Annotated in this window: 12 protein-coding genes, 1 pseudogene and 1 riboswitch; all 13 genes and pseudogenes read right to left on the reverse strand. The window is 48.0% G+C overall.

The window, feature by feature from the left end; translation table 11 throughout:
• Positions 1-72 precede the first annotated feature (72 nt).
• Positions 73-3603, reverse strand: coding sequence for an S-layer homology domain-containing protein (locus ACSNJE_RS04265; protein ID WP_495252070.1), 3531 nt, complete (start codon positions 3601-3603; stop codon positions 73-75).
• 326 nt (positions 3604-3929) lie between these two features.
• A complete protein-coding gene (locus ACSNJE_RS04270; RefSeq protein ID WP_495252105.1) occupies positions 3930-5888 on the reverse strand; it encodes a cobaltochelatase subunit CobN in 1959 nt (652 codons plus the stop codon).
• Positions 5880-8248: pseudogene (locus ACSNJE_RS04275) on the reverse strand (cobaltochelatase subunit CobN); the annotation flags it as partial. The pseudogene ACSNJE_RS04275 and the gene ACSNJE_RS04270, both read right to left, overlap by 9 nt.
• A 102-nt stretch (positions 8249-8350) precedes the next feature.
• The gene (locus tag ACSNJE_RS04280; RefSeq protein WP_013120134.1) at positions 8351-8707 is read right to left on the reverse strand and encodes a DUF2149 domain-containing protein; all 357 of its coding nucleotides are present in this window, start codon (positions 8705-8707) and stop codon (positions 8351-8353) included.
• Complete coding sequence (locus ACSNJE_RS04285; RefSeq protein WP_495252071.1) at positions 8658-9347, reverse strand: MotA/TolQ/ExbB proton channel family protein; 690 nt, start codon at positions 9345-9347, stop codon at positions 8658-8660. The genes ACSNJE_RS04280 and ACSNJE_RS04285 overlap by 50 nt, the downstream gene beginning before the upstream one ends.
• Positions 9328-10047: a DUF2162 domain-containing protein gene (locus ACSNJE_RS04290; RefSeq protein WP_495252072.1), complete on the reverse strand. Its 720-nt coding sequence runs from the start codon at positions 10045-10047 to the stop codon at positions 9328-9330. The genes ACSNJE_RS04285 and ACSNJE_RS04290 overlap by 20 nt, the downstream gene beginning before the upstream one ends.
• A gap of 110 nt (positions 10048-10157) precedes the next feature.
• A complete protein-coding gene (locus ACSNJE_RS04295; RefSeq protein ID WP_474660719.1) occupies positions 10158-10289 on the reverse strand; it encodes a hypothetical protein in 132 nt (43 codons plus the stop codon).
• Positions 10290-10419: 130 nt separating this feature from the next.
• Positions 10420-10603, reverse strand: a riboswitch (cobalamin riboswitch).
• A gap of 250 nt (positions 10604-10853) precedes the next feature.
• Positions 10854-11309 carry a zinc ribbon domain-containing protein gene (locus tag ACSNJE_RS04300; RefSeq protein WP_495252106.1) on the reverse strand — a complete coding sequence of 152 codons (456 nt, stop codon included), beginning with the start codon at positions 11307-11309 and terminating at the stop codon, positions 10854-10856.
• A 194-nt stretch (positions 11310-11503) separates the two neighbouring features.
• Positions 11504-11974 carry an HAD family hydrolase gene (locus tag ACSNJE_RS04305; protein ID WP_495252073.1) on the reverse strand — a complete coding sequence of 157 codons (471 nt, stop codon included), beginning with the start codon at positions 11972-11974 and terminating at the stop codon, positions 11504-11506.
• A gap of 12 nt (positions 11975-11986) precedes the next feature.
• Positions 11987-12460: a DUF134 domain-containing protein gene (locus ACSNJE_RS04310; RefSeq protein ID WP_474773310.1), complete on the reverse strand. Its 474-nt coding sequence runs from the start codon at positions 12458-12460 to the stop codon at positions 11987-11989.
• 285 nt (positions 12461-12745) lie between these two features.
• Positions 12746-14083 carry an FAD-dependent oxidoreductase gene (locus tag ACSNJE_RS04315; protein WP_495252074.1) on the reverse strand — a complete coding sequence of 446 codons (1338 nt, stop codon included), beginning with the start codon at positions 14081-14083 and terminating at the stop codon, positions 12746-12748.
• A 112-nt stretch (positions 14084-14195) separates the two neighbouring features.
• Positions 14196-14366: a 4Fe-4S binding protein gene (locus ACSNJE_RS04320; protein ID WP_083436693.1), complete on the reverse strand. Its 171-nt coding sequence runs from the start codon at positions 14364-14366 to the stop codon at positions 14196-14198.
• Positions 14367-14436: 70 nt separating this feature from the next.
• Positions 14437-14781: a DUF5320 domain-containing protein gene (locus ACSNJE_RS04325; protein ID WP_495252075.1), complete on the reverse strand. Its 345-nt coding sequence runs from the start codon at positions 14779-14781 to the stop codon at positions 14437-14439.
• Between the last annotated feature and the right edge of the window lie 114 nt (positions 14782-14895).

Genomic DNA, 14895 nt, shown 5'->3' on the forward strand with positions numbered 1-14895 from the left:
CTGAGAAGTTGATTCTGCTCTCTACTCTCGTTTACCCAGGAGTAAACGAGATTTTCCGCATTCACATAACCCCTACACCGATTCAAGCATACGATAAATCATTACCGCGCATTCCGCCCTGCTCGCCGGAGCAGCAGGCCTGAATGCCCCGTTGGGGAAACCTTTTACCAGGCCGTGCGCCGCCGCAGCAGCCACACCTGTTTTGGCCCAGGACGAAATATCCCGTTGGTCGTTGAAATGTAACTCCTTCCCAGAAGTCTGCAGGTTAAGCGCCTGCGCCAAAATGGCAGCCAGTTCCTCGCGAGTAACAGGACGGTCCGGACGGCAGGTACCGTCGCCAAATCCCTTAATCAGCCCAGCCCGGACAGCCGCGGCTATGTCCTGAGCATACCAGGCGCCGGCCGGTACATCGTTAAAGACCGCTTTATCCTCCGTTTTTTTCGGCAGAGCCAGCGCTTTGACCAGCAGGCTGACCAATTCTGCCCTGGTAATTGGGCGGGCCGGCGCAAAACGGACTTTATCAACTCCATTGACTATTCCGGCCCCCGCCAGTGTTTCAATACTGTGGCGCGCCCAGTCATAAGAAGTGGAAGTTACATCGGCAAAAGACCTTTTTGTCTCTTTGGCAAATACGGCATAATCGGAAAAATGCCGAATTTTCGCCACAACCAGCCCGTTTGCCGCATCCACTACCGCGGGGATAGCGACCCATGTGCCGTTAACCTTGTCGTACCAGGCCAGGGCCAGGTTCTCCGGTTTGGTAAGGCGCGGGATTGCCACTTTCAGAACCAATGTCGCCGGAACCTTAAAACTGGTCCCACCGGGTCCGAATTGATAAACAGACGATACCGGCCGGTAACCTGCGGGAGTACGCGCCTCTGCACCGTTGATTCCGCCAGCGCCTGGTATGGTACTCTCTTTAACAGTTATTTCCGTATCACGGTCAAGCGCTTTGGCCGGAACACTCATCCCCACCTCGCCTAATGTATCGGTTATGGTAGTTTCTTGATTGGCCTCTGCTTTCTTGGACAGTTCCACCGTATTTTGGGCCAGTATCTTTTTCAGAGCAATTATTTCGGCCAAAATGGTGGGCTGGGCGTTGTTCACCACGACTGCGGCTTTGGCTGATTCACTCAGGGGCCCTAACTCTCCGGTATCCCCTTTTAGCCCCAGCGTTTCAGCCAGTTTATCCAGCGCTGTCCCAACTTCACCGGAAATCTGTGTTGCAAATGAAGTATTCTGGGGCTGTCCTGTTGTTGAACTCTTAAACAGGCTATCCCAGGAAGGACCGTTGGAGTTCATCTCAGTACTGTACCACCAGATGATACGATCACCTTCATTGACGGTTTTATCACAGGCCAGCACGCTGGGTACTGAATTATTGACACTGTACATCCACCCGTTCACTCCGCTGTTGGCCTGACCGGCAATACTTTTGACAAAACCCTTGTCCTCTGTATAGCTGAGTCCGGTGGCATGAAGAGCGCCCAGAGCCGTCAGGCCCCACTCGCCGTTTTTGCTCACCGTGACACTGCCTGGGCCATAGAGACGTTCACCGTTTTTACCGACCACCGCAATACTGACACTGTATTCATTTGGAGAAGACGGAACAGACGGATTGCTATTGCTATTGCTACTGCTGCTGTTGTTGTTGGCGCTGTTGTTATTGCTGCCACTGGCCTCTGTACCGGCAGCACTCTGGAGGACATATGCATAAAGGGCCTCGGCAGCTCCAAAAACATTTCTCGATGTCCCAAAACTTCCGTCTTCGTTCATGGTTTTCGTCACCAGATATGAGACCGGATTAACCCTTTTGCCGTCAACGTTCCTGGTCCACTCCGTACTTTCAGGGTCTTTACCGAGCTGGCGCAGGGTTATAATAAGTTCAGAGTTATCCACGGCAGGGTCATCCCATGGCGACACGTAAACACCGCCATCTTCTTGCTGCAGTCCTTTCAGGTAGGCAATCCCCTTGTCAACAGCCGCCTGAATCCCGGCATCCACCGCGGCGTCAGGCAGGTATGTGAGTGCCCTGATGGCCTGGGTGGTAGACAGAAAATCCGGGTAATATGTATCCCCGAACTTCTCTCCCCAGGATCCGTAAACATCTTGCTCCACGCTCTGTTTGGATAAAATATATGCTTTGGCATTTTCGGTATGAAAACTTCCGCTGTTGATCTTACCCGCTTCGCCCAGGGCGATATAGGCCCACATATCGCTGTAAACGCTGTTATCAAAGGAACCTTTACCGGGTTCTTCCGCCCTTTGCCTGTTAATCAGGAGGTTGGCCAGCCGGTCCCGGCGGGCTGAATCGTTCCAAATATTTACGGCAAGTAAGCACTGGGCGATGGTTTTGGTCCGGGACTTTTTAACCCAAAGGGAATCATTACCGGCATAGTCATTGTACGTTTTTCCAAGAGATTTTAAGGCAATTAAAGTCTCGGCGGTGGAGAAGGTATTGTCCCACTGGGAAGGTATGGCTGCCGTATCGGCATCCTGGATGTCCATAAGATAGGTCAAGCCGTCCTGAATGGCACTGTAAACAGGACTATCCGGCGTGTCAGCCCCGTCAAAATAGCTGAGGGCGGTGATAACCTGCGCCGTCAGGTCGGCTTCCTCGGGAGAAAATCCGCCCCAGGCCGCCCCGGCCGGGCTGCCCCAACTATTGCTGTGAGCATGTTTGAAGTTACTAAGATACTCAAGGGCTTTGGCCTGGTCAATTCCGGCAAGTTTACCGGTCTTCCCCAGGGCCGTCAAGACAGTTACATGGTCATAAATATTGTTGCCAAAGTAAACTTGGTCAGCAACAGTTGATGCTTTACTTCTAATGGCAGCAGCCAGGGTATCAATATGTACCGAATAGGGATCAACAGCGTTTAAAGCGATAAGTTCTTTGGCCAGGCGTACAGCATCCAAATCGGCAGCATTATCTGCAGCGGCGTTGGCAGACGTTATTATGACATCCTTAAGCGAGGTCCCGTTATACACCCACTCACCGGTGGAAATGTCCTCACCGGCTGCGACCAGCGCTTCCACGCACCGGTAATCAAAATCCCAACCGTTAACATTATAGGCCATATTTCCGTTCCGGTATTTGTTCTTGTAATAGTTGACGGCTTTGGTAATTGCCTCGTGCACCTGATCATAGACATCTGTACCGACCGTAAGGTCATTTTTAACCATTGCCAAAGCCTGTAAGGGCACTTTGGTACCGTACTCATTGGCATAAGGACCAAAACTGCCGTCGGTATTCTGAGTGGCTATAATGTATGAAATTAAACTGTTGCTGTCCCCCAACTGGTCGGCCAGATTTTCTATTTCACTTTTTAATGTCTTGCCGTTATTGGTCCACTTTTCACCTGCCAGGTCCTCCCCGGCCAAAGTCAGCACATAGGCGGTATACCCGTCAATTCTTTCTCCGGATTTATATTTGTGGTTAATGAATTTTACGGCCTTACCGGCCATCTCACCGGCCGAATAGAGAGCCGTTTGTTCCGCGGCTGCCGCCTGGTTTATTACGCCCATAGTAATCACATTGCTTAAAAGAAAACAGATAGCTACCCACAGAGCAATCGGGCGTAATTTTAACTTATATTTTCCCATTCTTCCCAGCCCCTTTCCCTAAATTTCAAGAACAATTTAAAAAATCCCCGGTCTATCCAGACCAGGGAAGTGATAATAAAAACGGCCTAATCTAATCACCTCCCTACAGCCTGCGGTGTATTAGAATAGGCCGTCTGCTTTAAGGCCGGGTCATCATGAATGTAAGTAAATCTGTCCGGATTTACACTCATTCCACGGTCTAAAGCAATCAACACGGTCATAGCATTTAAGTTTTACCCCTCGGGGTAAAACACCTATTCCTGTATATTTTGTTTTAAAAACAACATGCCCTCCGCACGACGAAATATTAGGTGTAAGAATTTTAGCTATTTCAACAGGTATCCTTTGGCGAAAACAGCTACTAAAGCTATAGTACCGATTATAGCAAAAACAGTGACACCTTTTGCCCCGCCGCTTGCGTTTGTGCCCTTATTTTCAGGCTCAATCTCATATGCCTTTGCCTTTTTATAAGACTTCTGCTCTGCTTCCGGCCCAGCACCGACATTGGCAGACTCGGCACGTTGTTGCATTGCCACCTGTTCTGTACCTGAAGTAGAAAGCTCTTCACCTAGGGAAGGCCGAATCCCTTCTCCCTGCTGGCGTCCCTCCTGATTAGATATATCCCGGGTATTCTCCGCCGACTTTACCGGCTGCTGTTCCGGCAACTGTTGTTCAGGATCTGGTTTTGGTGCCTCCTGCCCGGTCATAGCCGGAGGAACAGTCAGACTGTCGCTATCCGAGGAATTATTGGCAGACGCGGTGGCCTGATTAGTAACCGGCCTGGACTGAATCTGCAACTCTTTATTTGTTGCTTTGTTAAAAACGTCCTTAAATTTAGCCAAAGTATTGTTATCCAAGGTAGAATAGTTAGCCATCCATTCATTGAACTTCAGGTTGGCACAGGTATGGTGGCAGCATACCACCCCATACTCAGCAGCATTTTGGATATATAAATCCGCCAGCCTGGCCAGGGTTTCCTGGTCGGCGTTCCACATATTCCGCCGGGCAGCTTCCATATTCCATCCTATAAGGGCCTGCAAAGCATAGGGATCCAGTTGACTGCGCACCTTTTCATCAAAGATAAGAGTCTCGGCCACTTTCTGCCAGGCCCGGTCGTCAACCGCATCAAGGGTGCTGTCAACACCGAAGAGGTTGGCAATGTGGTCGGCAATCTCTCTCGATCCCGCATAACCTTCCTTGAGCATTCCTTCAATCCACTGGGGATTTAAAACACGAGTAACCAGTTCTGTTGTCAGGAACCGTTCAAAGGTTTGTACAGTAGGATTGGCCGCATTGCGCGTATTAGCGATATATACTCCCACCTTCTGTCCGGAAGCCGCTTCGGCCGCCAGCTTCAAGCCGCCGAGGTACTGGTAGACATCGTCATTGTCCAGTACTCCCCATAGGGAATCCCTTACCTGGACAACCGCTTCCACATTCTTCAGCAATTGCTGGAATGCTTGCACAGCCGGTGTGCCATAACTGTTTCTACCATAAATGTAGGACATTCGTGACATGTAAACATCCGTTAACTCCTGCCGGTTGTCCCAGGCGCCGGTAGCTTTTACCAACTCGGAAACTCCTGTCCCGTAGGTTCCCGGGGGTTCGCCAAAGATTCTGGCTGAGGCCAGAGAATCGGCTTCCGCCTCGGACATACCCCCGGCCACCAGTGTTTCTTTAAGTTCCTGATAGTGCTTTCTTACCAGGTTGTTGTCAGGGATTTCATCCAGCATGGCAATCTGCCTGAATGCATCATCAAGGACATTGATGACATGAGAGAAGGTGTCCCGGAACAGCCCGGAAATTGTTACCACCACATCGATCCGGGGGCGACCCAGTTGTTCGACCGGCGTTATCTTGACTTTGGATACCCTTCCCGCACTGTCCCAGACCGGTTCGGCCCCAATCAACCGCAGAATCATAGCCACACTTTCACCCTGGGTACGCATGGTTTCTATTGCCCAGAGTACCACGCCTACAGTTTCGGGATAATTGCCATTTTCAGCCTTATATTGTTCCAATAACCGGTCGGCAATTTTCTTACCGGTCTCCCAGGCTATCTTGTCCGGAACCATCCGCGGGTCAAAAGAAACAAGGTTCCGCCCTGTAGGCATAACATCAGGCACCCTTACCGGATCCCGGGCCAATCCCGGTTCGATGTATTCCCCCCGCAAAGCTCTCAGCAGGTTAACTATTTCATTAGAAGTCAGGATCAGGTTCTCCCGTATCTGCTCGCGGCTGCTTTCACGGTTCTCTGCATCATAGGCAACAATGGAATCGGTCATCAGGTCCAGCAAATCGCCTTCAGGAGCCAACCCAAAGGTATGCAGTCCATAAGGCATTAATTCTGAAGTAAGTTCTTCCAGGTAACCTTCCAGGACTGCTGTTATATCAGCAAAGTTTTCGTTATCAAAATTGATACCCAGAACCTGGTCAAGGTTGGCTTCTTTTGTTTTGGTAATTATTTCCTGCTGCAAGGCCTCTCGTCTGGATAAATTTTCTTCACCGCTTACAGAGTTGTATTCTGTAATCAAGCGTTGCAGTTCTGCCAATTCACCGTATAACTCGGGCTTAATCATCGGAGGCGTTAAATGGCCTATCGTCACCGCATACCCCCTGCGTTTTGCCTGAGTAGCTTCACCCGGATTATTTACAATATAGGGATAAATGTCAGGCATGTTGCCAATCAAGACATCCGGCCAGTCATCTTCTCCCAGCCCCACGCTCCTTCCCGGAAGCCATTCCAGGGTGCCGTGGGTCCCCAGGTGAATCACCGCATCGGCCCCGTATTCCTTCTGCAGCCACAGGTAAAAGGCAATATACTGGTGCGGTGGGGGCAGGGAGGGCGAATGGGCAATTTTATCCGGGTCGTCCGCCCAGCCACGCATAGGCTGCGGGCCAATAAAAATATTACCGATTCTCGCCCCAGGAATGACGATCTCCCCATTATATACCATAATATTTCCTGGAGGGGCCCCCACTCCTTTTCTACCTGGTCGCGCAGTTTCTGAGGCAATGCCTGGTACCACTCCAGGTATTTGTCTAAAGGAAGAGTCATGGCCCCGGCTTGAATCAGGGCTTCCAGTTCACCGGGAGCCCAACTGCCGATATTTCTCCCCTTTTCAAAAATTGTTCTGTCCAGCGACTCAGCACTGACATCTCCTTCCACCACGTATCCATCGGCCTGCAGGGCCTTTAAAATCTGGTAAACGCTCTGGGTAACATTGAGATAAGCGGCGCCGATGCCGTCTTTTCCGCCATCATGGTTGTAATAGATAAGGGCAATTTTTTTGTCGGCATTGGGTTTGTTACGCAGATTTACCCAGCTTAAAACTCGGCCGGCTACCCGTTCAATCCGGTCAGGCAGGGCAAGTTTCTTTTCGATCACAGCTCCCGTAATTTCATCAACAGTCACTACCCTGTTACCGCCCATCATTATCGGTTCAATCCGGCCATCCAGTTCAGGGTAAGCTATCTGCCAGGGTACCTCACTGCTGAGGCCGGCCGGGTCGTTCTCCCAGTCATCCAAATTGCTGGTATAAACCGGGGCCATCACCGGAACGTTTAACCGCTTAAATAGCTCAACCCCCGCCCCTGAATTACCGTAAATGAAATTAAAGCCCATCGCTGCCACAAGAAAATCTATCCGGGAACTACCGTCTTCATTCATAAAAAATTGTTCAACTGCGGCTTTTTTGTTTGCGCTGTTCGTAAAGACCAGAATTACATTATTCCCTTTTGCTTCCAGGGATTCAAGTAATTTCACATACATGTCCATATCATCGTTTTTAAATGCGGTGTCAAAGGTAATGATGCCAATCCAGGGCGCCCCTTCCTTGAGTTTTCCGGCTTCCCTGTACCAGGCCAGGTAATCGTCAATGGTAGTAAATGTACCTGGAAAAAGCTTCGGCCCGCTATCCTCCACGGTTGGCTCGCTGTCACCCACGGTAGGCTGATCGCCGGCATCATTATATACACTGTTGTAAACACTTTCATATACTGTATCATATACTGTTTCATTAACTGTTTCGGTTGACTGATCCTCTGTCGAGCTACCTGTTTCTGTCCCTGTAACATAAACATCTTCGTACACTGTTTCACTGACTGTTTCATTACCAGGTTGGTAAACGGAATCATATACCGCATCATACACTGCAGCAGGATGGTAGATAAACATCCCTGCCACTGTCAGAGGTGACAAATCCTGTTCACTGGTAGTCAACAGTTTTTTGTAATCGGATAACAGATACAGTTCCAGCCGCCGCATATTTTCCATAGTCCCGTTGGTGAAATATTCACTTAAATAAGCGGCCTTGGAATTATCCACATTTTCCAAATCAATTGAACGTGTGGATAAAATTGCGGCTTTCTGAGCATTATATACCTCAGATACAACAGAATTAACTGTGGTCAGATTACTGGAACCAATCATTTCAAGCAAAAAGATATCAGCATCCTTAGCTTCTTTTTTAATTTGCTCTACCGTTTCCGTTGAACTCAAACCTGAAGAACTAAATACTTTGAATTGAAATTTATACCCTTGGTCAAGCAATTTTTTATATGCCTCTACCAGCGCAGGAATATAGCCTTCACTGCCTAACAGTATAACCAGTTTAGGGCCCTCCGCCTCTTCGGCCCGGACCATGTCCACCGGCAGTAAACCAAATATTATTAATCCCGTCAGAAAGACTGCTAACCCTCGGCAAGCCACAGCTCGTCGCAATCGATTAAGCTTTATAAACAAAATTTATTCACCTCCGCTTTTTTCCTGTTCAATCATGATCAGCTTACCTGTCTTGGGATCCCGGTAAACCGTTCCCATTTCCTGATACCCGGCACCGCCCCCTGTTTCAACCTTAGGCAACTCTTTCATTTCTCTCCCCTTCTGGACATTAACCGCCTTCTGGATTGCCTGCAACATTTGCTGCCGTTCTTTCGGCGTGGCTTTGCTAAAGAGGACATTCTGCAGATTCCAGGAAAGGACCAGGGCCACCATAAGACCGCAGGCGAATACCAGCATTACATCAATGAGGTTGGCCACGCCACTCATGGGATCAACTACGTCTTCCCCCAGCCGCGACCGTCTTGCTCTCCTGAGCGGCATCCCCTTCACCTCCCAGTATAATTTCCAGGATCGCCTCCAAATCGGTTAAATCTTTTTCATACCAGCGCCGCCTGACCTTGGAGATCAGATAAGCGATACCCCCGGCCGCAATCCCCACCACAGTGGTATCAAAGGCCACAATAACGGCCTGGGCCAGGGAAGTAAGGTTCCCCTGCCCTAAGGCCGCCAACCCCGGGCCCAAGGGAATCAGAGTGCCCATCAAACCTAAGACCGGACCTAATTTAGCAATCAGGTCGGTTTTCTCCAGGGTCTTCATGCCCTGAAATTCCAAGTTGTCCAGCGCTTCCCTGGCCAATAACCTTTTGGTTTCGGAATCCAGGTCGGCATTAGCGATCATGCGGAGGAGCATTTGCTTTTGTCCGGAGGGCAAGGAACTTTCAGTTATAACCTTTTGCAGGTTTTGTAGCTGCCAGGAATGGATTTTTCCCATGTTCCGGAGCATAACCAGCAAATCTGCCGGTCGGCTCCTTTTCCTCACCCTGCTCTCTGCGGCGAAGGCGCCCAACTCAGCAAAGGCCAGAGCAACGATTATTATCAGGGCCAAAATTACAGGCAGCAAAAAACTCTGGGAAATTACATGCAAAATTTTACCAAGGTATTCAGAACCGGGAATAACCACAGTCATCACCTTTCTTTAATATAGTTTTTTGGTAACGGAAATATCCGATTAAGGTCAATCCGACAAACCCTATCACCACCCTGCCCAATAATACGGGTGAAGCAACCTCAACAGGCTCCAACGGCATGGTCATACCCCGGACAAAATTGGGAATAAGCAGTGAAAAGGCCAGGGTAAGCGTTCCCATAAAGAATAACAGTTGGTTGAATACGGTTATGGGCCGGAATTTGGTAAGCTTAAGAAGCGTTCTGGTTCCCAGGGCGGCCCCTATGACTGACAGGGTAAAAACAACGGCCGTACCGGCGCCCAAAATTGATATACCCACACCGGCTGCTGGAGCCAGCATAATTACGGAAAAAGCCAGGGCCACCAGACAAAAAGGACATGGCAGAAAACTTAGCCAGGCCAGTTTTTTTCGGTTTCTCTCTCTTCCCCCACCTACTGGTTCAAATTCCTGAAGCCCCAGATATATCAGTAATATGGCTGCTAATACAGCGCCCACAAAAGTATAGCGGTCGAGAAAATTTACCAGCAATTTCTGGTGTATGGCAAAGGTTTTGGCCAAAAGGAACAATATTGCCCCGAATAGTGAGGAAACCAGTACAATAGCCTTCCGGTTCAGCCATGACGTTCCCAAAATAAGCCCGGTTTTTATGCTTAAAATTAAGGTGGCAACCAGGAAACCTGATTTTAGCAGCAAAAAATCTCCCTCCTTTCTTGGCAAATAAAGATATCCTTAAAAATGGATTAACAAAAAAATCCCCGGTCTATCCAGACCAGGGAAGTGATAATAAAAACGGCCTAATCTAATCACCTCCCTACAGCCTGCGGTGTATTAGAATAGGCCGTCTGCTTTAAGGCCGGGTCATCATGAATGTAAGTAAATCTGTCCGGATTTACACTCATTCCACGGTCTAAAGCAATCAACACGGTCGTAATCATTTAAGTTTTACCCCTCGGAGTAAAACACCTATTCCTGTATATTTCTTTTTAAAAACAACATGCCCTCCGCACGACGATGCAGAGGGCAAAAAAGCCTGAGTCTCTCCCTTCCCATCCATCGTGGGTACTTACGGCGAGTTCAGAATAAGCAGGTTTCCTGGCTCGAGATCATCACCACTTTACGCCTTCCCAGGTTAAACCCAGTGGCATATTGCAAAGTGATTTCCTCTTACAGTGGCGGGACCGCGCCGGATTTGCACCGGCTTCCCTATTATGTCCTTTCAAGAAGGACCACTTATTCCATAATATTCTGTTTGATGATATAATAGCATGAAATTGTCCGCATTGTCCAGAATATTTAGAGTGAACCTCCGCCGGGACAAGCCCGGCGGCTTCTTAAAAGCAGCCGGGTCCGCCCGGACGGTCCTTAGCACCTCATCGGGAGACGCCTGCCTGAAGGCAGGTCTTACTCCTCCTCAATGCGCTACATCCTGGCGCCCAAGTTAACCCCAGACGCTGGATGGCCCGGTCCATGGGCGTCTACTACTCAGCGTAGATACGTCTTTATGCGGCTTTCTTTTTATGGCTCCGCATCGGAGCTAACACCACTGGCCGCGAGTAAGACACCATCTCCGGCAACCTACGACCCGGGGTGAACTGGCCGTTTACTGCTAAGTCCAGTATGCCCGTAGCACCTATTACGTCACGGTGCGCTCCGCTGAAACCGCATTCCCTGTTGCCGCACCGGTAAATCCGGCCAGTTTGCTTCGTATACTTGCCGCATATCGGGCATGTGCCGGAGGTGCCCCGTTCTTCGATTTTCTCCAGGGTGATTCCATGCCGCTTGAGCTTATATTCCAGAAGATCCCGCAGCCGGCCGAAGCTCCAGTGGCTCATCCGTTGGTTGTGGTGCCGGCCGCATTCCTGTTTCCTTACGCCCTGCGGGTCGCCGATGTAAATCTTTGGGGCTCCGATATATTTACGAATAGTTTCAGTGCTGACATTGCCAGCAGTACCGATGTAATAACCCCTGCTCTACGCAATGGTTAATTTTTCTTTCCATACCTTTATTTTACCACAAGAACAAAGGTTTGATTTATATGTTTAACTTAAGCGATTTAAAAGGCCCCCTTCATCCTACCCCACAAGGGGGTAGGTTTTCGGGGGCGGATTTATATAAAATTCCGGCTTCTCTGCGATAAGTCCGGCGCCGTTTATCTACGCAAAGTTGCTGTTATTCTTTTAGGATTCAAGAGCAAACTTAATCCTTCATCTATATTTTTAACTACTATATCCGCCTGTGCCAAAGCCTGGCCGGCACAACCCTCCGGCCCAAGAACAGCAATACCCAGAGCGGCCCTGCTCAGCATGGCGACATCGTTCACCCCGTTTCCGACAGCAACGGTCCGGGAAGCACCGATCTTTTCAACAAAGGCCGCTTTATCCGAGCCGCCGTTTTCCTGGTCTATAATCACAACCTCCGCCTGGATACCGGCACACTCCAAAGCAACAGTACCAAAGGTATCTGCCGTTAAGATATAGACTTTGAGTACTCCGGCCAGTTCTTTAATAATTTTTCCGGTGGTATTTGCAAGCTTACCGTCAAAAGCAAGGGTACCGTTGAAATCCAGGACAAGATTTTCTAATATAAGACTCCTGTAACCCGGTATTGATATCTCAATCATCCAGTCACCACGCTACCTTTCCATTTCCCGCCACTTCCGACATCCTTTAACGCAAAACCCATTGTTGCGCTTACAACAAAAGATTTCTTTGGAACCACAGTATGGACACTGACACTCGTTATCCAAAACCTTTTGATAATTTTCGTAACTTTCTTCCCATTGTTTTCCACAATTCCGGCACGTAACCCTGCAAATGTTCCTGGTAAAGTCCCCGCCCTGTACCCTTAAAGCTTTCCCGTGAATAAGGGCGGTGGCTATTTTCGTCCGGGCATCGCTCAAAATCCGTTGAAAAGTCTGGCGGGATATCTGCATCTTTGCAGCGCACTCATCCTGATTGAGATTCAAAATATCTTTCAGCCTTATGGCCTCAATCTCTTCGACCTTCAGGATCTCCTCCTCCAGACCACACCTGGGCCTACCAGCAGGAACAAAACATATCTCGCTGGGAACAAATTCGACTCTCCGCCATTTTCTTGGTCTAGGCACTTTTATAACCCCCGTCTATAGAGCTTCTTTGCTCTATATTATACAAGTCTTATTATACAAAAAAAATTGCCCGGAAGAAAATACTATATTTTATCCCAGACAGTTAAAATCATCAAAAATTTGCAATTCGTCCCAAATTCCCCTGATAGCTATTCCCGCAATACTATGGGGAATATTTACTACCGGTATCCCTTCAGCAAGTGACTTATTTACTTCCCTGTCAAAGGGAACCTTACCTAATACTCTGACATTGGCCTCTTCACACTGCCGTATAATATCTCCAGTTTATTTAACCAATGAATTTTCTGCCGCATTGGTAATAGTATACATTGTTGGACCCGGGGTAATTAAAGGGTGGGTCCCCATTTGCAGAGCAAGAATTTGTGATGCCGTCATACGGGTTTGCACAGCTAAACCAATTATATTTACCAACTCACCGACCGATTGCCCGCCACAGGCCTGCCCTCCTAAAATAACCCCGGTTTCCTTGTCAAAGACCAACTTGACTATTTGCTTTACAGCCCCCGGTAAGCAAGCGGGATGCCTATCATAAACCTGTACTGATCCTATTTTTGTGTTAAATCCTCGCACCCTGGCATTTAGCTCAGTTAACCCCACCGAACCGAAAGAAATTCCATTCAGACTTGTTAAAACAATACTTAATGTCCCATTTCTAAACATTCCGGTCAAATTATTAAGGTTATGAGCGGCAATTTTTGCTTCCGTGGCAGCAATTGACGCCAACATTACAGAAACAGGCTCCCCTGTAAGGTAATCCTGTTTTGAGGCACAATCGCCGATAGCATAAATGTCTTTATCTGCTCTCATATATTTGTCCACCTTAATGGCGCCGAATTTATCAAGAGGCAAACCTATCGCCTTTCCCAATGTTGTATTGGGGTAAGCTCCTGCAGCAAAAATCACAGCATCAACGTCCAATTTGTCTCCACCGGTCAACTCAATTTGTTTTACCTTTCCTTTATAGCCTATGAATTTCTTGACAGTTTCCAATTTGTAGATTTTAATACCTATTTCGCAGAGTATTTTTTCTACCATTTGTGCAAACTCGGGGTCAAACGACTGCCAAAGACATGTGGGACCGCATTCCACTATGGTTAGGCTGCCATCGATCAATTTTGAAAGCTCTTCCGCCAACTCAACACCAATGAACCCGCCGCCGACAATTACAACTTTCTTCTTTTCTTTTAAATAATTCTTAAGTAGGGTAAGGTAATCCAAATCCTTAAAAATAAAATAAATATTGTTAAAATCACTACCTTCCCCAATTCCCGGAACAACCGGTAAAGAACCCGTGGCCAGAACAAGTTTATTATAAATAATTTTTTCCCCACTTGCTGTTACGGCTAATTTTCGCTCTTTATCAATTGCTGTTACTTCGTCAACTAATATGTTAACTCCCTTTTCCACCATGCTTTCATCAGAAACGGCATTATTATCCGGCGACTTTAAAGTTCCAAAGACATATGGAATTCCGCAAGGAACCAACGCCTTGTTTTCTCTGCGAACCAATGTAATTTGGGTTTGCGGATTTATTTTAAATATTGAAGACACAAACCCTCTCCCCGCTACGTTACCGCCAACCACAAGTATTTCAGTTTCCACATCTTTTCCCCCTTACAAAAATTAGGCAAATAGTTAAACTAGTTAAACCAAAATGCCCTCCGTATCATTTACGGAAGGCAATAACACTTGACAAGTTTTTATACTAAGCAGATTACTCTATAGAAATTGCTCCGTGGGGACATTCATCAACACATGTTCCACAGTCTACACATGTATTTGTGTCAACATGAGCCACACTATTCACACTAATCGCCCCTACCGGACATACCTCCACACACGAAGCACAACCCGTACATTTTTCTTCATCAACAATAGCCGCCATACTAAAATCTCCCCCCACAGTCCGAAATAACTCCACCTTGTTACCCGGTATATGCTACAAATGACTATAATCACCTATTTTCTTCTGCCTGATTTAGTTCAGAAATCTTCTTATTAATAGTTTCAATTTCAGCTTGTAATGCCTTAATTCTACCCTGTAAAAATTCTTTTTCATCTACCGGTGCGGGAACATGGTTACGCCATACAGACGGCAGCCGCTTACCGCCGAACCTCCGGCTTCCGCCAAAGCAACGGCCGCGTCCCCCGCCGTAAGGAGTTCCTCCCCGGCCTACTCCGCACAGGGTGCCATAACTAGCAGAAAGTTTACCCTGTTCCACGGACGAGGAGCAGTAACAGAAACCGCCACCTGTTCCCGGACCTTGACCAAGCGGCCCTGTACCGTCAAAACCCGGCATACTGATACCCCCTTTCTTAACCCGAGCATATTTGTTTAGGGCATATGCCCATTATTATATTACTCCTTTTTCTGGTTTTTGTCAAATGCCCAAAATAAAAATTCGAAAAAAAAC

The sequence above is a fragment of the Thermincola sp. GK-1 genome, from assembly GCF_059412445.1.